The organism is Candidatus Seongchinamella marina (assembly GCF_026262685.1).
GTDB classification, from domain to species: domain Bacteria; phylum Pseudomonadota; class Gammaproteobacteria; order Pseudomonadales; family Halieaceae; genus Halioglobus; species Halioglobus marinus.
Map to the genome: position 1 here is coordinate 621620 of NZ_SHNP01000002.1, position 23963 is coordinate 645582.

General features: G+C 55.3%; 3 protein-coding genes. All 3 read right to left on the minus strand.

Features of this window, described 5'->3' with window-relative positions; translation table 11 throughout:
* Positions 1–12: 12 nt before the first annotated feature.
* The 3 genes from EYC87_RS07800 to EYC87_RS07810 all read right to left on the minus strand — a co-directional run bounded on the left by EYC87_RS07800 (position 13) and on the right by EYC87_RS07810 (position 23528).
* Positions 13–333 (minus strand): YbaB/EbfC family nucleoid-associated protein, encoded by a 321-nt coding sequence (locus EYC87_RS07800; protein ID WP_007228013.1) that lies wholly within the window; start codon positions 331–333, stop codon positions 13–15.
* Positions 334–343: 10 nt separating this feature from the next.
* Positions 344–2119 carry a DNA polymerase III subunit gamma/tau gene (dnaX, locus tag EYC87_RS07805; protein ID WP_279252379.1) on the minus strand — a complete coding sequence of 592 codons (1776 nt, stop codon included), beginning with the start codon at positions 2117–2119 and terminating at the stop codon, positions 344–346.
* Positions 2120–2408: 289 nt separating this feature from the next.
* Positions 2409–23528 (minus strand): autotransporter outer membrane beta-barrel domain-containing protein, encoded by a 21120-nt coding sequence (locus EYC87_RS07810; RefSeq protein WP_279252380.1) that lies wholly within the window; start codon positions 23526–23528, stop codon positions 2409–2411.
* Positions 23529–23963: the final 435 nt, after the last annotated feature.

The following is a 23963-nucleotide window of genomic DNA, read 5'->3' on the forward strand; positions in this document are numbered from 1 at the left end:
TTGGTAACTCGTTCAAAACGGCATCTTGAAGCCCGGAGGAATGTTCAACCCCGAGGCCAGGCCTGACATAGCCTGCTGATTATGGGACTCCACTTTACGTACTGCATCATTGACGGCAGCCGCCAACAGGTCTTCGAGTACCTCTTTATCTTCAGACAGTACAGCCGGGTCTATAGTTACCCGTTTTACGTCATGACGCCCAGTCATTACTACGCTGACCATACCGGCGCCAGACTCGCCGAGCACTTCGGCTTTAGCGAGTTCTTCCTGCGCCTTTTGCATATCTGCTTGCATTTTTTGCGCCTGTTGCATCAGGTCCGAAATGTTTTTCATTCTTTGTTCCTCAGGAATCCAGCGGCGCGATGGACGCGCGATCCAACTGACCGTCAAATTTTGTGATTAATGCTTGCAGTCGCGGGTCACTTTCAATTGCTTCAATAGCCTGCTTTTGCCGCTCACTTGCAGCCTTTGCCTGAATCATTGCAGGGGTCTCTCCCGGAGGCTCGCCTACTGTTATCGAAACAGACAACTCTCTGTCGAGATAGTTCTGCAACGCCAGGCGGATTTTGTCACAATGACCGTCGTTAAACAGCGAGGCATTGTCAGTATCCAGAACGAATTCGAGCTGCCCGGCTGCAGCCTCAATCAATTGCATGTTGCTCGCAATACTCTGCACCATCCCCAACAGACCCAATTGTGAAAGCAACTGCGGCCAGTTCTCAGGGCTGGGCTCGAGAATCACCCCTGTCACCTTTGGAATCGACTCTGGGACCTCTAGGGGTGGGCTACCAACCAGCGGCGCAGCCTGCCGTGAAGCGGGGTCCGCATCGTTAGACGGCTGCTCCGGCTTCAGTCGCTCCGTTGGGCGCTGGGGCGAGACCTCTGGGGCCTGCAACTCGATAGAAGGCACTGCCTCCTGTCGAGGCTCATGGGGCTTTTTTGCAGTAGCGCCGACCTCCCCAGCGGTACTTCCTTGATCCGGATTTAATGGCGCTGGTTGCAGATCAGCTGCACCCAGAGATTCGTCGATAACCGCTGCTGGCCGGAAAGCCAACATGCGCAACAATAACATTTCAAAACCACTGCGTGGATCAGGCGCCAGAGCCATGTCACGCTTACCGTTGATGGCAATCTGGTAGAACAGTTGGGCATCTTCCGCGCCTATCGACTGCGCCAATGCCGCGACCCGGTCAGCATCACCCCAACTGTTATCAATAGCGTCGGGGACCGCCTGAGCGACTGCAACCCTGTGCACCATAGAAATGAGTTCGTCCGTGCTGCCTTCAAAATCGGGGGCATGCTCTGCCATGCGCCCAACAATAGCCAGCAATTCTGCCGGATCTCCAGCAGCAACGCCTTCCAATAACTGATAAACAAAGCTCAGGTCTACGCTGCCTAGCATGCTGCGTACGTCGGTTTCTATCAACTTTCCCGAGCCAAAAGCGATGGCTTGGTCGGTTAAACTAAGTGCGTCTCGCATACTGCCGGAGGCTGCCCTGCCTAACAACCAGAGGGCGGGCTCCTCAAAGCTGACCATTTCATGTTCCAGCACATTGGCCAGATGACCGACAATTTGCTCGGGAGGCATATTTTTCAAATTGAACTGCAGGCACCGAGATAGCACCGTCGCCGGTAATTTTTGGGGATCCGTTGTCGCCAGCAAAAACTTCACATGCGGTGGCGGTTCTTCCAGCGTCTTGAGCAACGCGTTAAAGCTGCTGGTCGACAGCATATGTACTTCATCAATCAGATAAACCTTATAGCGCGAGCGAGTTGGCGCATATTGCACGTTTTCCAACAATTCGCGGGTATCTTCGACTTTGGTACGGGAAGCGGCATCAACCTCGAGTAAATCAACGCTACGCCCCTCAGCGATCTCCAGGCAAGACCCACACTCGCCACAGGGGTGGGAGCTAACGCCCTGCTCGCAGTTGAGGCACTTAGCCAGAATGCGGGCAATAGTGGTCTTACCCACTCCGCGGGTACCGGTAAAGAGATAGGCGTGGTGTAGCCGGTCGTGATCGAGCGCATTGATCAGCGCCTGAAGCACGTGCTCCTGGCCAACCATTTCCCTAAAACTCTTAGGCCGCCATTTTCTCGCGAGTACCTGATAGGTCATGCCCCATTTTGCCTTGTTATCTGTAAAGAGGGAAAGGATACACCAGAGGCGGTGGGGAGAACATGGAGTCGAGGCAAACAATGACAGCAAAAAGTTTAACAGGCTAATTGCAAAGTTTGCGAACATTCAATGCAAACAAGAGGTCTTAGGGGGTTCTAGGGCCACCAGCTGCGCCAAGACGATAGCTGCGGTCGACCATGTAAGCCGCACGGAGGGAGCAGCATCAAAGCCCACTAATTAAATCACCCGCCGAGCAGACAAATGCTAGCCCGGCGCGTGATTTTGCTCCCTAGAAAGGCATGCTGAATTTAAGCTGCCCTGCATTGAGTTCAATATCATCGGCAGTTTCGTGGCGATACTGAAGCTGTAAGGTCATCTCGTTAGAGAACAGTACGTCTATTCCTACAGCCCCCAATATGGAATTTTGCCCCAGTCCGATCTCGGTAGAAATTGGGTCGGCCAAAATCCCCGCACCTGCCAAACCCGCCTCAACCTTGGTGTAATCGTCGCCCATATACCGCTGCAAACCAGCTCGCGCATAAACTCTGACTCTGCCAGAGTTTTCAAGAGCGTACTCATAACCAGCTTCTACAGAGGGCCTAATCCAAGTAAAAGTCTCGCTTGTGTCAGCTAGCACCAAGTCAAGTTCAGCAGCACCTGCCTCTACCAAATCTTCAGCATTGATACGATTGACACCTAGCTCCAATGCGGGTCGCAGATAACTCTTCGAAAACTCAAAGTCATAGCCGCCATAAAGTAACAGCCCGAGCGAGTCACTATCTCGATCTCCCCGAGCCGCGAAGGAATTCAAGACACGCCCATTTCGAATCGTCTCAGTTTCGTTGCGTCCATAAGTCAAGACACCAGCGAACTTCCACTGGTTGGGCTGGTATTTCAACGAAAGACCCAGCTGTGTTGTTGTTCCATCAGAAGACCAAGCTTTCCTATTGCCCTCGCCGTCGACGTCTTCGCGAGAAGCGCCTATCCCAGCGAACCAATGATCGCCGAAAGCTACCTGGGCACCCAATGAATAAACATCAGAGTCAAACTCAGACGACCCAAACTCATCGTATTCAAAACTTTCAAAGCCTGCATGCACCCAGGCGCAGTTACCCTCGCTGGTAAAGCGATAATCCCCGCCTGCTTGCTTACAACTCAACATTTTACTGGCAAAGGTTTGGCTTGATTTCACAAACTGCAATACCTGCTCACCATAAAACTCTGGCGTCATAGATGTCAGGTAACCAGCGTACTCATCCCTGTTTTCCTGATACAGCAATTGAACGATTGTTTGACTTAGAGCATCTGAACTACCAGCATTTTGCACGCTGTTAAGGTAAGTGCCCACGTCCTGCTGATTGGCCATCAACCAACTGGGCGCGAAGTCTACAGTGTAATCAAGCATTGCCGCTGTTCCCGACGAGTAGTTGATCGCATAGTTGATTACCAATGATTCACTGGTAATCAACTGTAGTCCCGCATCTTCGACCCCGGCTTCGCCGGTGTAGAGAGCTTTAGAAAAATCTCCAGCTGGGACTAATCGCGGATTCATCAGCGTCAAGTACAATCGCCCATCAAGCTTCACGCGATCGGTAGTCACAATTTGATCGATGACATCTGTTCCAAAATCGAGCTCTGCATAAGCCTCTCCCGCAGAGGTCTGCTCAAAGCTGCCGATTAAAGCGGTGGATTGCGCATTGGCAACTCCCCCGAGCGCCATAGTGCCCTCGTTCACCAGCCAGCTCTGATTACGACCCACAGCAAGCGTTGGCCCCGCAATTAAAGTCGCACCGGCATTGTTTATGAAACGATTAACACCAGAACCGAGATTGAACTCTCCAATGACGCTACCGAAGTTTTCGATCACCTCATTGCCTGAGCTTGCAACAATCACATCACCAGAGAGCCCATCAGCAGTCATGCTTTCTCCACGCAGAACCACACGGTTGGCATCTCCGCCATCAATCTTCACACCTATGCCGCCACTACCGGCATATAAGCTCTGACCCGCCTGGTTCGCAATTGTGATATCACCGACGACTCCGGTGCCACTTACACTCCGCGCGGTAACAGCAACTGCCTGACTGCCTTGCGCTGCAACATTCCCATTTAACGCAATATCAACGTCTCCGGATTGATCACCACCGACGCTTTGGGCAACGATTAACGATGATCCAGGCCCGTTCACCGCCATGTTGCTAGCAGCATCCAGAGAAACATTGCCAGCTACACCATCGCTAGATGAGGTCAAGACAATACCGCGACTGTTTTCACCCATCACCATTAAGCTTTCAGCTAAAGTCACTGAAACGTTACCAGACTGAGAACCTGGCAAGGGGGTAAGGTTTTTGGGTGATGCTGAATTTACAGATCCTGAATAGGCTCCTGCAATCAGGGGGCTTGCAACCGATGTTCTTAATGAGTTGCCACTAAGGGCAAACTCGCTCGTGGTCACAGAATCAGAACTGTTGGCTGATGACTCAGACACTAGTTCAATCAGGGTCAAGCCAGTACCTTCACCCTGCGCAAGTCCGGCTAACTCAAACACTAGCTCTCCGGAAACATTGTCACCAAAAGAACGCATATCCACGCCACGAGAGTTTTCGCCAAAGGCAGTTAACGCTCCCGCCACGTTCAGATCAATAGTACCTGAGCTGTCTCCTCCAAAGCTCTGCAATCTAATCGCTGTACTTTTTCGACCACTGGCAAATGCATCGTTGTTTATAGCCGATATAATGCTGCCAGCTGTACCTTCAGAACGACTGACCAGGTCGAGTGCGACGCTATTTTTACCTTCCGCGAGCGCAGACCCTTCGATAATCGCGAACAAGTTGCCAGAGAAGTTACCGCCGTTACTTCTGGCCTTGGCGCCATAGGCACCGTTTCCCAGTGCCAGCACATTACCGCCAAGATTTAGGTCAACATTGCCACTTGATTGTTCGCCGTTTGTGACAATATTGACGCCATTCGCTCTCTCGCCCTCAGCCAAAGTGTCACTAGCAACGGTAATGTCGACGTCGCTAGAAATCCCTTCACTTGACGCTCTGACGCTAACGCCCTGAGCTGCGGTGCCTGCAGTCACTAAATTGCCACCAATAGTTGCGCTAATAGATCCAGAGGTAGTACCACTAGAGGATACAAGGCGTAATCCGGTACCCAACGGTGCATCGGTAATAAGCGACTGACTAATAGCAACCGCAACGTCTCCGGAGCTGCCGCTTTCGCTAACGCTACTTGCTTTCAATAGCGTCGAGTCTTGTCCTATATTAGCCGCCTCGCCCCCAATTAAAGCCACCACCGAGCCTGATGCTTGTGTTCCCTCGGTAGCGAGCGTGATACCTAGAGCTTGTGCCCCGCTCGTAAAGATCAGCCCACCGACATCCAAAGCGATATCGGCACTAGATTCCGAGGACTTGGTCGAAACCGCAAGTCCCCTCGCATCATCCGCGTCGACAAGCACCCTTCCGCCAAGCGCTATCTGCGCTACCGAGGAATCTGAACTCCCGTTCGCCTTCGCCTGGACGCCAGTAGAAGACCGACCACTCACTTGCAGGTCATCCTCTACAGCAAGTGAAATACCGCTTGTAGACGCGCCATCGCTTCTTAAATTGACCGCGAGTGAGCCCTCGCCCTGAGTTACAACAGATGACCCCGCATCCATCGACACCAAACCACCGTTATTCGCGACCATACGTACAGCAGAGCTCGAGTCTCCAGACGCTAACACAACGCCCTTAACGGCTAGCTGTGCGCTGTCGCGATAAGACTTAACATCAATACCTGCAGCATTGTCGCCGGAAGCTTCCACCGCGGAGCCAACAACAAGGCTGCTGGATTCCCGCGACACCGAGCGAACACCAGTTGATGAGTCACCCGACGCCAACACGTACCCACCAATATCTACCGATGAATCACCCTGATCACTGAATAAATCGACGCCCATAGCGCTCTCACCTGCTGATTCGACGGCAGATGCTACGTTAAGTTGCAGACTGTCATTTGCCAGGGCGCGAACAGCGGCCGAAGATTCGCCTGAAGCTGATATAAACTCAGCGATATCCAGGAGTACAGACCCACCTATTGACTCGATACTGACGCCTGTAGCGCTCTCTCCCGAGGCCGAAACAGCAGAGCCAACTTCAAAGGAAACATCACTTCGAGACCGCGCGGAAACTCCCAAGGCGAGTTCGGCCAGCGCCAACACAGGGCCGCCAACTTCAGCCTCAATGTTACGGCCTATTAGCTCAACACCTAATGAACCCGCTCCTGATACTTCCACAGCAGAGGCAACAGTAAAGGTAACGTCAGTTTTAGCCTCGGTAGTTGCGCCTGAGGCGCTATCTCCCGCAACCGCGATAAACCCGTCCACAGATGTCGTGACAGAACCCCCGCTACTGATTTGCTCGATGCCCCTAGCGCTATCACCTGAGACCACAGCATTGGAACCAATAGCAACATCCACACCTGCAGCAGATATCGCAGTTACACCGAGGGCATTTTTACCGTTTACACTGACATCGCCATCGACAGCAACGCCGGCAAAACCGGTTGCACCGTTAGAAACGCTCTCAGCGGTGATACCGATAGAGGAAGCGCCACCTGCGCTAACACCGCCAATAACCTCGACATTGATATTCCCTGATTCAGAAACACCGACACTAGCCGCGCTTATACCAACGGACCCAGTGCCATCGGATACAACACTTCCACCCACTTGAGCACCTACCGCTCCTGCTGTTTGAGCATCGGTAAGTAAAGAAACGCCTGTGCTAGAGTTTCCTGATGCAACCAGGTCGCGGCCGACACTCAGCCCGATGTCGGCAGCTAATTCACTGCCCGTAAGGGCTAAGTCGATAGCCGTAGATCTAATGCCAGTTGCTACCGCAGAACCGCCTATGATCAATGATGTTGCTTCCGAGATCTTATCTGAAACAGCACCGCCACGAATGCCAGTACTGTCTTTTCCGCTGGCAGACACATTGCCAGCGACATCGACATCGATCTTACCGACAGATAATACACTCTGTTGGAGGACATCCAATCCAACCGCGCTAATGCCACTTGCTATTGCATCTCCTCCCAACAGGATAGCCATATCACCCGAATCTGCGTCACTTCTTGTGATGCCAAGAAGCCCTGTGCTGAAATCGCCCGCTGCTGTCAAAGTGCCACTGACATCGAAACCGATATTTCCAGAACCATCACGAGCTTCTGTCTGAGCAAGCAGAGCTATGCCACTATTACCACTGACAGTTGCACTGCCCGCCAACTGGACAAAGACGTCTTTCGCGATACCTTCCCCGCCGGAGGCGCCGAAAAATTCGCTATCAACGATTCCACCGCCGCCGCCCAAACTTTGGATTGCTATGCCATAGGAGCGCTCTCCTTCGGTGAGAACATTACCCGCTTGCGCGTAATTTACATTACCGCCGTCCCCCTTATTATCAACGTTACGCGATACAAAGACATTGTCAGCGCTAGTGTCAGAGATCGACAGCCCGCCGCCGCCGCCAATTGTCTGAACGACAACCCCGTGGGACAGAATACCCGAGGTATAAACATCGCCGTCATTGCTGTAACTGATATCTGCGCCGTCGCCTGACGCTCCGCCAGTCGCACCCACCGCGAGCATCATGACATCAAAACCGGTAGAGCTTAGCTGCCCTCCGCCAGCACCGATGCTCTGCATAACCACCCCTGGAGAATAATCGCCTGTTGTCATGACGACACCAGAACGGCTTGCTGTGACTTCGCCACCGTTGTTATCGCTACCACCAATAGTTCCCACTTGAGAAGTCAAAACCCTGAAGTTAGGAACGGCAGGGATCACCGGTGTGAGCGGCTCAATTAGCGCCGCCGCCAAAGGCGCAGGTGCGCCTAGAGACGCCTGCAAAGGCACGGGACTATCCAACGTTTCAGAGGCTGACTGCTGCTCTATCGGTAGAGATTCAATCGGGGCGGGGTTAGGAATTTCAGGTGCAGTGTAAAGACGCAACTCTAACTGACCACCGCCACCACCAATTGACTGAACGAGCGCCCCCTGCGAATCCTCTCCGAGCATAACAAGGTCACCACTTTGGCTATATTCAATCGCTCCGGCGGATGCGCCGTCTATGTCAGTGCCGCCAAGCTCTGCAACAAGGTCAGCGCTCGAGCCTGTCCGAAAACCTGGATTATCGTCAAGAACTTGCTCAATCAGGTCTCCTAATTCGACGTCGTCCAGCTCCACATCATTTTGATCTGCAAGCTCCTGAAGCTTCGCTCTACCCTCTTCAGACAGCAATACAGAGTCTTGAACTTCGACTTCTCCCGCAGTTGCCTCGTTCCCATCCTGTTGCAGTACCAACGTAGTAACCGAGCGACCACCTCCTCCGGTTATACTCTGGGTGAGAGTACCTAAACCATTAGCCGCCTGACCAATAACACCACCTTCTACATCGAATGAAGTCGGTGCCAGGTTTTCCAAATCAAGATCGACATCTAGATTGATGGCTTCGCCTCCGGCTTTGAGAGTGCCCTCTATAAAACCAAGCGCCTGATCCTTAAACCCTTCATTATTCGGTAGGTCATACCCTCCCTCGCCTAACTGCTTGGCTTGCTGACTTAAGTCGTAATAAAAATCAGAGTTGCCGCCACCGCCGTTGATTTTCTGCAAGATCACGCCCTGCGAGCCAGTTGCGTCTTCAGCAATAACAATATTGCCCACATACTCAACGCTTACATCACCAGCCTGACCGTTGTTACCACCGCCCACAAGAAAATCCAAAAGAAGGTCGGCAGCCATCCAGACAGGGCTGGATATGGAAGTGCCTGCATGACCACCCGCGCCACCGATAGATTCAGCGAATATACCAATACTGTCGTTGCCATTTACGAAGATGTCTCCCGTGTGGACTACTTTCACATCGCCACCGTTATTAGCATCACCACCAAATCCGCCAACCGCCATCTTGTGTAGGCTCTTAACCGGCTCTTTGTAATTAACGATGTCTTTGCTTGCAGTAATTGCTATACCGCCTGTCCCGCCGCCACCGCCTACGCTTTGAGCGTAAATCCCAAACGCTTGTTCTCCATTGACGGTTATTGTGCCGCTATTTTCTACCAGCACATTGCCACCGAAGTTACCGTCACCGCCGGCCCCACCGACAGCCAATTGCAAATTCGATTGGTTGCCACCACTAAGCGAGGGAAGACCCAAAGAATATTCACCGATAAAGGATGTGCCGCCATTGCCGCCACCGCCACCAATACTAGTGGCGTAAATGCCATGAGCTCGATCTCCACGCGTTACAATAATTCCTTCATTTTTAACATTAACGGCTCCTCCTGTGCCGCCCTCGCCTCCAGCACCACCGATGGCAACAGAGATTGCCTCTGCTTGCATAGCAGCGTCTGTTGTTCCTTGACGATTTACGATATAGCTGCCGCCAGCATCACCGCCACCGCCACCCACGCTCATAGCCACAATGCCATGAGCACTGTTGCCGTAGGTTGATATCACACCCTCAGAATTCTCGGTCAGGAGATTATTGACGGTAACCACACCTCCAGTTGCAGCAGATCCACCGCTTCCGCCCAGAGAGAGAGATACATTTTGGGCTCCCTGATCGCCCTCTGCGGTCATAACGGTACTCGTGCCGCCAACACCGCCACCACCACCCACAGACTGTGCGAATATACCGGATGAACGATAGCCAAGGGTGCCGACCCCATTATAATTATCTACGGTAACGGCTGAGCCGTAACCGCCCTCTCCACCCGCACCACCAAAAGCGAGACTAATGCGCTTTGGTTCTTCCTTATTGTTGGCGCGAAAAACTCCGGTAAACGCTGCACCGCCCTGACCACCACCACCACCAATGCTCTGAGCCAAGACGCCAACAGAGTTGTCACCTTCGGTAATGATCACGCCGTCATTATCAACATCAATCACACCACCAAAATTGCCCGTACCGCCATTGCCACCAACGGCTATGTTAATGCCGCTATTTGCACCACCAACGCCGCCACTTTTAGAGGCGCTGCCATTACCACCGCCGCCGCCTATGGACTGCGCGAGTATACCCGCAGAGCGCTCACCTGCGGTCCATACATCGGCAGAGGAATCTACAGTTACAAGACCTCCGTAACCCCCTTCACCGCCTTTCGCTCCAATGGACAAGCCTGAGCCAGCATTTCCAGAAGGGCTTGCGGCAAACGTGCTAGCACCGCCAGCATTGCCGCCACCGCCGCCAACACTTTGCGCAAAAATCCCTCTAGAATCATCCTGCTCAGTGATAACAGCTCCTTTAGCAGTCAAGAGGACGGTGCCAGCATATCCTGCCTCACCACCCTCGACGCCAAGTGCAAGACTTACGCTATTTGAACCGTCTCCTGTGTTTGCGCCGGTGAGGCCGACCTTTGAAGCACTACTATTGCCGCCACCGTTGCCAATAGACTGCGCGAGCGCACCGTGTGAGGTTTTGCCCCGTGTTCGTATGACGCTATCAAAATCGAGCGTAACGTCACCCCCGTGTCCTCCGGTACCGCCCTCGCGACCAATCTTGATCCCTAAATTGCCGCCATCTGCTGATGCTGTGTTCATATCGTATCCGGCGTTACCACCACCACCGCCAATAGACTGGGCGAAAATGCCGTACGAATTGTCCCCAGTGGTATCGATGTTACCAACTTGCACTACGTCTACCTGACCGCCGCTACCACCGTTGCCGGTTGCACCGCCAACTGCGAGGGACACCCCCTTGGGGCTATTGTTGTTCTCTTTTTTGTCACCAAATTTAGCGATACCGAGAGCAACGTTGAAATTGGCGTTGCCACCTCCACCACCAATCGACTGCGAAAATACGCCGTGGCTCTTGTTCTGCAGAGTTATAACATTGCTATAATTATTGATTAAAGCGTTGCCAGCATCAGCGGCTTCACCACCGCCGCCACCAATTCCAATACTAGCGGTGAAGCCAGGGTCGCCCGACGCCTTGTTGGCCTGAACGGCACTAAACGCAATGTTCGCGCCTGCGTCACCGCCACCGCCGCTGACGGTAGAGGCCTCAATTCCGTGAGCAGCCTCGCCGTCGGTAACAATGGCTCCCGCATCTGAGGTACTGTCCCCTCTGAACACGGCCACATTGCCTGCACTGGCGCCGTCACCACCAGAACCGCCCACACCTACAATGACGGGACTGGTTTTCGTACCAACGAGTGCCGAAACATTAAGGCCGCCGAAACCACCACCATCACTGATGCTCTGCGCAAAAATTCCCCTAGAGTTATCACCCTTGGTCGTCACCTGGCCAAACTGAGTCACAGTTACGTCACCAGATTTTGCAGCCTCGCCACCGGATCCGCCCACACCAACAACAATAGAAATATCCGAATTGCCGCCCGCCTCTCCTTGTGTGCCGCTGGCCTTTGAGATCTGGCCAGACACGTTAGTGGCGCCATTACCGCCACCGCCGCCAATACTCTGCGCCAGCACACCGTGTGCATATTCTCCAGCGATATTTATGGAGCCTTCATGATCAACTGTCACGTTATCAGAGGTAGCGCCGTCACCACCATAACCACCGATGCCTACGTTAATTGCTGGCACTCCCTGTGACTTTGAGGTGACCAACGCGCCACTCACATTTAGGCCACCATTACCACCGCCTCCACCGACACTCTGGGCCATAACGCCAGCTGACATGAGGTCAGGTCGCCGTTCGTCGCCATTAAGTTTATCGTCGGAGTCGGCAAGGTCATCATTAGCACCCGCTAGGGCGCCAAGACCCAAGACGTCAATGTCAGCAACCGCGTTAACCGTGACTGCCTTGCCCTTGCCGGCATCGGCTCCGAAACCACCCACGCCGACTAAAAGTGGTGCGTCGGTACTGATAGAGCCGCTGACATTAGTGCCACCATCGCCGCCACCGCCGCCAATAGACTGAGCTAACACGCCTGAGCGCCCGTTACCTGTTGCAACAATATCTTCGCCTACGACATCGACATCAACCGCACCGGCATCCCCTCCAGCACCGCCAAAGCCCCCGACGCCAACTACGATTCCATACCCGCTCGCGTCGTCTCCAAAACCGGCCGAAATGCTACCGCTGACGTTCATTCCGCCGCTACCACCGCCGCCACCAATCGATTGGGCAATCAAACCACTACCGCCCTTTTGATCAAGACCGACAACATATTGTGGCAGTATCACTTCAGTTACCTGATTGCCTTGATCGTCGAGCTCTGGGTCCCCATTGGAGTCGAGCACCGCTTGCCGAATCGCCGGAACCGTATAACCGGGAACATCTCTAAGCACATAGTATGCCGGTGTAACCTCTCCCGTGATGGTGTCAGTACTCTCTGGGATGAGTTCCCGCAACCCCATGCCAGCAAAAATAGAACCGTTATGATCGACATCGACATCCCCAGCGATACCACCACCGCCTCCGAATCCACCGATACCGATAGCCACTCCCACCTGCGTGGCACTTTGGCTAGACTTTGTGATGGCGACACTACCGGTGACGTTCATACCGCCATTTCCGCCAGCACCACCAACGGATTGCGCCATTAGTCCGTGAGAGTTATTTCCTTGTGTTACCACTAGGCCATCTACATCTAAGGTGACCTTCTTGCCATCACCAGCACCTGCGCCGAAGCCGCCGAGCCCAAAGCCAACGGACCCTCCACTTTTGCTCGTAGCGTTTAAAGTGCCTGTGACATTAATGCCGCCGTTACCGCCGCCGCCGCCGACTGACTGAGCGAGGATACCGATCGAGTTGTTTCCAGTAGTCGTAACACGATCGTATTGTTCAGTCATGGTAACCGTGCTGCTCACAGTTCCCGCATCGCCGCCGTCGCCGCCGAACCCGCCGATGCCGACACCCAAATTACCGCCCGAACCTTCACTCGTGATATTTACACTTCCAGCAACATTGAGTGCGCCGTTACCTCCGCCGCCGCCCAAACTTTGAGTAACGATACCGTTTGAATTATCGCCGGAGGTCAACGCGCCACCGGTTACGGTGCTTGTTGCAGCACCTGCGTAACCACCCTCGCCACCAAAGCCGCCAATACCGACGGCTAAATTGCCACTACCTTCTTTGGAGGCCGTGAGACTACCAGAGACATTAAATCCACCGTTGCCTCCACCACCACCGAGAGATTGAGTGAAAATGCCATCAGAATTATCGCCCAAGGTCTGTACTAAAGCGGTAACCGTGCTGGTTGCATCCATCGCGAAGCCAGCGATGCCGCCCGTACCACCGACTCCTACGGCGAGGGCACCCGATCCTTTATTAGCCGCTGAAATATTACCAGAGACACTAAAACCGCCATTACCACCGCCGCCACCAAGACTCTGCACGATAACGCCTGAAGAAAAATCGCCAGCGGTAGATACATTGCCGTCCTGTTCGCCTGTCACCATCCCAGCAGAACCACCGGACCCTCCTGAGCCACCAATTCCTACCGTCAGCGCCCCACTGCCTTCTTTAGCGACACTTATCCCTCCGGCTACTGCGAATCCGCCATTACCACCGCCGCCGCCAATGGACTGCACGACAACACCATTTGAGTAATCGCCGAGTGTAGCTACCGCACCTGTGTGAACTGAATCAACCGTATTTCCGTTGCCGCCGCCAGCACCCGTGCCACCCAGGCTAATGGCTCCAGCTCCACTCGCTTGAGACGCGCCCGATAAAGCGCCTGCCACGCTAAAGTTACCATTGCCGCCACCGCCACCTACCGACTGCACCGTTAAGCCATTACTACCAAAACCCGCAGTTTCAATTAAACCGGTTAAGAATGAATCAACGATACCGCCTGCGCCGCCGCCATCGCCATCGCCACCGAGACTTACGCTCAACGCACCGCTACCTTTTTCAGCACCTGAAATGGTAGCCGAAACATCGAACCCACCATTACCTCCACCGCCGCCGATACTTTGCACAACTACGCCCTGCGAAAAATCTCCCGATGCTGTCTTGCGCTCATATATCACCAACTCAATGGTCTCTGCATCTACAACCTCAAGCTCCCATTGCTCGCCTGGGCCCAAGTCGATTTCAATATCGCCATTGGCTATGGCCGCCTCTACAAAAACACTACAGTCCGACTCAAAACAATTTACGCTGCCCATTGAAGTAATGAGCTCATCATCGCCGTCTATTACAGGGATGGTCAGAGCAAGGCAGTCGAATAAAGTGCAGTCTGGGTCGGGCTCCGAAACAAAAGCATATTCAGTGCGCTGTTTTTCGACGCCTAGGCGACCCGAATCAAAGTCGGCAACGTCTCCCGTTATGACATCTGTCTCACCGCGAAAAATCACCGTGCCACCGTCACTAGCGGTACCCCCGTTGCCTCCCAAACCGACCGCCACAGCGCCGCTACCGGTGCCGGCGCCAGACAAGGGTACAGCTACGTTGAACCCTCCATTACCACCACCGCCACCAAGTGATTGCGCTATCACGCCTGCTGAATTCGCACCTGATGTCGTGACGTCCTCGTCAACGGTTAACTCGACACGCTTGCCGACGCCACCACCGGCGCCGCCACCGCCAAGCCCTACCCCAACGGATCCACTGCCCTTTGCAGCTCCAGAAACACTAACAGTAACGTTAAAACCACCGTTGCCGCCGCCACCACCGATGGACTGCGCCACAACGCCAGCTGAGTTATCGCCCCTGGTCGTTACTGTTTTATCAGTGGAGGCATATACCTCACCGGCATCACCGCCGACGTCGCCATCTCCGCCCAGGCCAACACCCACAGCACCACTACCTACACCAGATCCGGCGATACTTACATTGACGTTGAACCCGCCATTACCGCCACCACCTCCAACCGATTGCGCCAGGAAGCCGGTTGAGTTATCGCCTTCCGTAAAAACAGTACCGGTCGAATCCGCATCAACTCGGCCGCTGTTGCCGCCTTTTGCCCCAGTACCACCGAGGCCAACCGTGACCGCTCCCGCGCCTGTGCCGGCCCCGGTGCCAACGGCAGTAACATTGAAACCGCCATTACCACCCCCGCCGCCAACACTTTGCGCTAAAATACCGCCCGAAGATTCACCATAAGTCCAGATGTTAGCGCTTATATCCGCGTCTACTCCCTTGCCAGCACCACCGCCAGAACCATCGCCCCCCAGGCCAACTCCAACGCCGCCAGCACCAGTGCCTGCGCCACTGCCGGAAGCCGACACATTGTAGCCACCGCTGCCGCCACCGCCGCCAATCGACTGTGCTGTAAACGCTCCAGAATTTTTACCATAGGTGACAATTTGGCCTTGCGCCGCAGCAGTGACTGCTAAAGCGACGCCTTCGCGTCCGCCATCGCCTGCGCCACCACCATCGCCACCAACACCGACAACCAGATCACCATTTCCTGTGCCCGCTCCAGAAATTCCGGCGGCCACATTGCCAGCGGCATTACCGCCACCCCCGCCCACTGATTGCGCTAACATGCCACGAGAATAATCGCCAAACGTAGTGATTAGTCCGCTGTAGAGAGCATCAACGATATCTGAGTTGCTGGCTGAACCGCCTGCACCGCCGAGAGAGATTTTCCCCGAGCCGTTACCAATACCACCACCTGAAATCGCAGCGCCAATGTTAATCGCGCTATTACCGCCGCCGCCGCCAATCGTCTGAGCGATAAAGCCGTCAGAGAAATCGCCGACCGTATAAATATTGCCACTAACATCAGCATCAACCCGCCCCGAGGCGCCGCCGCCTCCGCCCGAGCCTCCGACCGCTAAAGTCAAATCACCGTTACCCGTCCCTGCACCAGCGAGCGTTCCGCCGATATTAACAGCGCCGTTACCGCCACCTCCACCGATGCTCTGAGCAACCACACCACGCGCACGATCGCCGTAGGTAGTCACCGGCCCTTCCAAATCGAGAGTAACAGCGCCACCTGTACCACCGAGGTCACCGTCTCCACCCAGGCCTACGGTTACTGCACCGTTACCCACGCCGGCACCGGAAATCGTACCCGCTATGTTGATAGCGCCGTTGCCACCGCCACCACCGATAGACTGGGCCAGCACACCATTGCCGCCATTACCCACCGTGAGGATTGTGCCTTCAACCGCTGCAGTTACAGCACCGCCACTGCCGCCACCTTCGCCGCTGCCACCCAGCCCGACATTCACACCGCCGCTGCCTACACCACTGCCACCAGCTGACGCGGTTACATTCAAGCCGCCATTACCGCCGCCACCTCCAATTGACTGTGCAATTACAGCTCCGGCGTCAGCATCGTCGCCAACAGGAAATGCGTTAAAGGGATCCGCATACGCGGCGAGCAGAGTATCGAGATAATCCGACGAACCAACTATTGCGCCCGAGCCATCTCCGCCGAAAGTCAAAACATTATTAGTGACCGTAAGACTAACCTCACCGCCATCACCGGCTGCACCGCCATTGCCTCCCAAGCCTACGCCGATTTGCCCGTTGGCAACGCCAGCGCCGGAAATACCAGCCGCCACATTGAAGTTGCCATCGCCGCCACCGCCGCCAACAGATTGCGCCAAGATGCCGACAGACTGCTGGCCATAAGTCACCACGTTTCCACTTGTTGCAGCAATTACGGAACCCCCGTGTCCCGCCGTACCGCCAGAACCGCCAAGACCAATATTTATGCCGCCAGACGCGGTACTAGCTCCATTAATACTTGCAGACACGTTCGCGCCGCCACTTCCGCCGCCGCCGCCGATAGACTGAGCGACAAAACCGTGAGACTGATCGCCTCTCGTTTCAATGGCGCCAGTCGCTGTCGCATTGACATCACCGCCGATGGCGCCAGTACCGCCACTACCACCGAGGCCTACATTCAAAGATCCCGCTGCTACGCCAGCGCCCGCAATACCTGCTGAAACACTCAGCCCACCGGTACCGCCGCCGCCGCCAACAGATTGCACGAGTACGCCTCTGGAAGCACCACCACTAGTGATAACGGTTGACTCAATATCGGCCAGCACATCCATGCCAACGCCACCACCCTCGCCATCACCTCCTAGCGAAACTCCGATAGTGCCGGCTCCGACCGCCGCTCCCGCGAGAGTACCGGACACCGAATACCCACCGTTACCGCCACCACCACCGATGCTCTGAGCGATAATACCGGCCGAATTTTCTCCATTGGTGGCAACGCTACCCCTGGTGTTTAGGGATACAGCAAACTCGTAGCTTCTATCGCCCAATGGCGTAGTGATAGTTGTAACCGCCTCGGCTACACCACCATTACCGCCACCGCCGCCGTCGCCACCAATCGATACTCCCAAAGCCCCAGACGCACCACCTAGGGCGCCTGCGATGCCCGCCGCTATTGTGCCCCCCGCGTTGCCACCGCCACCACCGACGCTTTGTGCCAAGATACCTGTAGCACTGTTACCAATCGTACTCAAAATACCATCGTAATAGGCGTCGACTAACCCGCCCGCACCACCACTGCCGCCAGTGGCGCCAAGTGCTACATTAACGGATGCAGCAGCTCCAACCGCACCTGCGGCCCCAGCTCCAACCGTCAAGCCACTGTTGCCACCGCCTCCACCGATAGATTGAACAATAACGCCATCGGAACCGTCGCCAGCAACAGAGACATCACCTACAATAATAGCTTTAGCCTTACCGCCTATGCCGCCACCGCCGCCTTTACCGCCCAGCGCCAGGCTGAAATTGCCTCCCCCTCCAAGCGCTGCACCCAGCGAAGCGGCAACAGTTGTGCCACCATTACCGCCACCACCACCTACGCTCTGAATCACGAGACCGTCTGACTGAGCCTGCTTAGTCGTGACGGAACCGCTATAAGAAACATCTACGATGCCTCCCAAACCTCCGCTGTTTCCATCTCCGCCCAAGCCGACACCCACTGCACCAGCGGCTCCGTCAGAGAAGGAAGCTGCCACTGAGACCGCATTACCGCCATTACCGCCACCGCCGCCCACAGATTGCGCAAGGAATCCAGTCGAGAATGCGCCCCTTGTCTCAATATTTGAGTCGACGTCTGCTGTAACCGATCCTCCGTCTCCCGCTGCCCCGCCGTCTCCACCAAGTGCCACTGAGCCTGCCAGGGATACGCCCTCTCCAGCCGCTACTGAGACCGACACGCTCGAACCACCATTGCCACCGCCACCGCCTACGGATTGAAGAATTACACCCGGAGAAACATCCCCCTTGGTAAGCACATCGCCCGCACCATCGAGATTAACAATACCGCCCTGGCCGCCTGTACCTCCAGTGCCGCCAATGGACACGCTCATATTGATAAATGCGCCGGCACTGGCCTGCACAGATTTACCACCACTGCCACCGCCACCACCGACCGAATGCGCGAGAATACCGGTTGAACGACCGCTATCTGTGATAATCATCGATCTGTTTTGCAGTACATCGTTCAGATAGCGACCAAGCGTTACGTCTACGTCACCGCCCAAAGCGCCATTGCCACCATCTCCACCTAGCGCGTAGCCAAAAAACAAACTCCCTGAATAGGAGGATCCGCCGTCGCCGCCTGATCCGCCAACAGATTGCGCATGAATACCCGTAGCACTTATGCCCGAGGTGTGGATTGACCCCCCATGCGTAACATCAACGTCACCACCTTCGCTACCGTTGCCACCATCACCGCCGACGGTCACAAACACACCATAGGCAGAACCGCCGCTGCCACCACCGCCGCCAACTGACTGAGCAAAAATGCCCTTTGCGCCATTACCGGTAGTTATGATCTCCCCGAAGTTTTTAACCGTTACAATGCCGCCAAGGGCGCCAAGCCCATCGCCATCGCCATCACCACCCCATGTAAATAAACCGCCGCCATCACCCGCATCACCGCCGCCGCCGCCGATCGACTGGGCAAAGATTCCAGTCGCACCTCTGCCCGAGGTAGTTATATTCCCCGTACTTTCAACGTGAACGGCTCCACCGTATTTACCGGCGCCACCTTCACCGCCGACTGAACCTACGCCTCCAGCCTCGCCCGCGGCACCTCCTCCGCCACCAACTGACTGGGCGAAAATACCCTTTGAAAAATCACCTTCGGTGATTAAGTTAGCATCGTTAGTTACCGTGACGCTGCCGCCATACCCGGCTGTACCACCGTCGCCGCCAACGGCACCGAGACCCCCTCCGGGCTCACCAACACCGCCACCGCCGCCTACGCTCTCGGCGAAGATGGCAGTCGAATTTATTCCGCTCGTGGTGATATCACCGCCTGTATTGTTATCGACGATTACCGTCCCACCAAAGCCAGCACCGCCACCGTCACCTGATACAGCGGCTAAACCACCAGACGCACCACCGTCACCACCCGCTCCACCAACGCTTTGTGCAAAAATGCCGTACGAGTTGCTACCCGAGGTTTGCAATGTGCTTGAGTTAGTGGCCGACACCACACCACCATTGCCCTCACCGCCGCCATTACCGCTGACGGCTACAAGGCCCCCCGAAGGTGTGCCTGTGCCACCGCCACCGCCCACGCTCTGGGCGTACAACGCTGTTGAGGAAGCGGCTCGGTCATAGATCACAATTTCAACGCTACTAGCGTCGACCGTTCTAATCGAGTAAAAATCGCCGCCGTCGATGTCAAGATTGACATCGCCATCGGTTATTTTATCGAGGTATAGCTGCTCACAATCGACATTGGTCTCGCAGTCTTGCCCATCATCAAGTTCGATGGCGAAGCTGTAAGTTGCTGAACTCTTTTGACGATCAAGAGCTGAAGTCGTAATACTCCCTGAGTTCGTCACCGTCACATCATTGCCATCACCTGCACCGCCGCCATCACCCGACAACGCAACAAGGCCGCCGGCCTCGCCACCGGTTCCGCCGCCACCGCCAATGCTTTGCGCAAAGATGCCCTTAGACGCCTGTCCTCTGGTGACCAGAACGGCTGTATTTGCAACAGTTACTTCACCACCACTCCCTGCACCACCGCCAGCGGTCGATACCGCTACCAGGCCACCCGATGCGGCACCGCGACCACCGCCGCCACCAACACTTTGAGCATAGATAGCATCAGAATTCGCACCAAACGTAAGAATATTACCGTTATTGATAACATCGACAAGATCACCGTTGGCTGCCCCGCCGCCCTCGCCACCCAATGCGACAAGACCGCCGCTGCCGCCACCGGAGCCGCCACCACCACCCACGCTTTGGGCAAAAATGCCAAACGAATCTTCGAAGTAGGTTCTCAAAATCCCCGAGTTGGTCACTCTGACCTGCCCGCCTTTACCATCGCCACCGCCGCCATCGCCGGGAACGGCAACCAGCCCGCCTGTGGGTGCGCCAGTACCACCACCGCCGCCGATGCTCTGTGCATAAATCGCAGACGAACCTGTCCCTGCTACGCCCTCAAGGCCGGTGAAAATTTGCCCTGTATTGGTCACTGTCACGTTGCTGCCGAATCCGGCTCCACCGCCATCACCGCCAATGGCAACTAAACCGCCCGCCTCGCCGCCAGCACCACCGCCGCCGCCGATGCTCTGCGCAAAGATTCCCTCTGAACCAGTACCTGCCGTATTCAGAGCGCCGGTATTGTTGACTACTACTTCTCCACCATTGCCAGCGCCACCGCCTGACGTCGATACCGCCACCAGGCCACCTGATGCGGCACCGCGGCCGCCGCCGCCGCCAACACTTTGGGCGTAGATAGCGCCCGAATTTGCTCCGAATGTAAAAATATTACCGTCATTGTCAACATCGACGAGGTCACCACTGGCTGCCCCACCGCCTTGACCGCCCAGTGCCACAAGGCCACCGCTACCGCCACCGGAGCCGCCTCCGCCGCCAACACTCTCAGCAAAAATACCGAACGACTCTTCGAAATAGGTCGTCAGTAGCCCCGTGTTCGTAACTCGGACTTCTCCACCTTTACCCTGACCACCGCCACCATCACCGGGAACAGCAACCAAACCGCCTGTAGGCGCGCCGCTACCGCCACCGCCGCCAATACTCTGCGCGTAAATCGCAGACGAGCCTGTACCCACAACGCCCTCAGCACCCGTTAAAATTTGCCCGCTATTGGTCACCGTGACGTTACTACCGAAACCGGCGCCACCGCCATCACCGCCGATGGCAACTAATCCTCCCGCCTCGCCGCCGGCACCGCCGCCGCCACCAATGCTTTGTGCAAAGATGCCCTCAGATCCCGAGCCTCTGGTTTGAAGATCACCATGGCTCGTGACAGTAACCTCACCGCCATTACCGGCGCCACCGCCTGACGTCGATACCGCCACCAGGCCACCTGATGCGGCACCGCGGCCGCCGCCGCCTCCAACGCTTTGAGCGTAGATTGCACCGGAATTATCGCCAAATGTACTAATTTTGCCCGCCTGGTTATTGGTCACGGTCACCGCACCACCACTTGAGGCACCGCCGCCGCCACCACTGAGCGCTACCAAACCGCCGCCGGCTCCACCAGAACCTCCGCCGCCGCCAACACTTTGCGCAAAGATTCCAAATGATGACCCCGCCCCGGTTTGGAGCAACGCATTGTTTATCACCTCTACAACGCCGCCGATCCCCGTTCCACCTCCGGCAGCGCTGCCGGAGACTGCAACAAGCCCGCCAGATGCTGCTCCCGAGCCGCCCCCGCCGCCAACGCTTTGGGCGAACACCGCGTCAGATCCCAAGCCGTTGGTAAATATTTGTCCACTATTGTTGACCGAAACATCACCACCCCGCCCGGCTCCGCCACCGTCGCCTGCAAGCGCGACTAACCCTCCGGCACCGCCTCCATTGCCGCCACCGCCGCCGATGCTTTGCGCTACAATACCTCTGGAGTCACTGCCGCTCGTTTGCAAGACTCCGCTGTTAACAACAGTAACGTTGCCTCCAGTACCGCCGCCACCGCCACCAGCTGATGACGCGACGAGGCCGCCTGATCCACCGCCAGTGCCACCACCGCCGCCAACGCTTTGAGCAAACACGGCGTCCGCTCGGTTGCCATCAGTTGAGACTTGGCCAGAATTATTGACCACAACCGTTGATCCATGACCGCCACCGCCGCCGCTGCCACTCAAAGCGACAAGTCCGCCGACGTCGCCGCCTGAGCCACCACCACCGCCAATTGATTGAGCTAAAATGCCATTCGACCCGTCGTTCTGGGTACTGATTACGCCACTGTTATTCACGGTGACGGTCGACCCGTTACCACCGCCAGCGGAAGCACCAGCCTCTACGTAAAGACCACCACCCGAACCAGAGTCACCTCCGGAGCCACCGATGCTTTGCGCCAGGATGCCATGTGCGTCTTTGCCCGTGGTGACAAGAGCGCCGTTGCTATTATTATTGACAGTGACCGCGCCGCCGTTACCGCCATCAGCACCGTTACCAGACTCTCCAACCAAACCCCAGCTGCCACCGCCGCTGCCCGCTGCGCCACCGGTGCTAAAAACTCTGACAGCGTGTGCACCGTCTCCGCTAGTGTTGACCTGCGCGTTATTTGTGGCATTGACAGTCCCCCCATCAAGCGCAGCACCCCCTTGGCCTCCTGAACCAAAAATATACCCCGTACCGCCAGCACCAGATTGCCCTGCTCGGCTAAAGATATACATTCCGTAGGAGTTTTCGCCGCTTGTTTGGGTGTCAACGTTATTTGTCACTGTGACATTGCCACCCGCGCCGCCATTGCCACCGGGTTTCGCCTGGAAGTTTCCATAAGCGTCGCCACCTTGCCCGCCGTCGCCACCGACTCTACCAACGGTTATTGCAGGCTCAGAATTACCAATCGAAGTTATTGCGCCACTGTTGTAGTTATCTGGAATCGAGAGCGTGTAGTCAGAGGGTTGACTTCCGTTGCCTCCGCTTGATCCGCTATATCCTATAGTTGCGCACCCTAGAAGGGGAATGCAGATCCTGATCCCGTAACCATCGTCGCCACCGCTGCCACCAGCTCCCTTTACGACATCATAAATTATACCTGATGTGAGCTGCGGAGCCGGAGCTTCCGGAGTTCCGGGCGCTGGCGGTTGAATGGGATTTCCATCTTCACCTTGCGGTGGGTCCTCTGTACCGGACGTTACCAATGCATAATCCAACAGCGGGTTAGGCGGATCTGGTTGAGGGTCTTGAATTAGCTGGACTTTAAGTGAATCGACATAGCCGAATGAACCTAAGTTCTGTTGAATAATCTGGTAGTCGCCGACAGCTAGATTGTTAAGCTGAGCCGTATCTGCTGTGAGCGCTATTGTGTTACCAACTGTCGTTTCAGTGGCAATGCCGTTTCCATCGCTGGCGATAACGTATTGTGTTACGCCGTTAACGTCCTCAATTAAGCCTACGACTTCAACTTCTTCCCCTGTCGCGGGGTTTATTACGGTGTCACCGACCACGCTGTTAACATTTGGCGGTTCGGCTTGTGAGAAAGCGCCGGTTGCGAAAAGACTGAAAGCGGAAGCGATGATAAGAGAACGAATATGCATTTATTATTCCAGTGAGCCAACTTCGCAGCTGAAGTTCTTATAGATATTAGTTATTAAAGCGATAATTCTTTAGCGCTAGAATCACATACCCGGTCTATATTAAGCAAACACTTTTTAGCTTGAGGGCCATAACCCTAACAACAAATAATAGTTGCTAACTGGTTCTCAAAATTAGACAAAACTCACGGCTTTTCGCCAGTAACTGCGCCGTCGCGACACAAAGTTAACAGACTTCAACACTTGGAAGTCGTTTTTCACTTCGCGATTGAATTGTGGACATTACCAATAACATCTTGACTGAGGCTTGTGCTCACATGGGACAACCATGCAGAGTGTACTTAACCGAAAGACCCACAGAAAATACAATATTGCATGAGATATCGCATTGCTGGGGAAGGGTTGACCGACCACGCAAGAAGGGAAGAAGCCTCTGAA

Excerpts from the sequence above, each read along its gene's own strand:
- EYC87_RS07800 (WP_007228013.1), bottom strand. The coding sequence starts at position 333 with ATGAAAAACATTTCGGACCTGATGCAACAGGCGCAAAAAATGCAAGCA.
- dnaX (WP_279252379.1), bottom strand. The coding sequence starts at position 2,119 with ATGACCTATCAGGTACTCGCGAGAAAATGGCGGCCTAAGAGTTTTAGG.
- EYC87_RS07810 (WP_279252380.1), bottom strand. The coding sequence starts at position 23,528 with ATGCATATTCGTTCTCTTATCATCGCTTCCGCTTTCAGTCTTTTCGCA.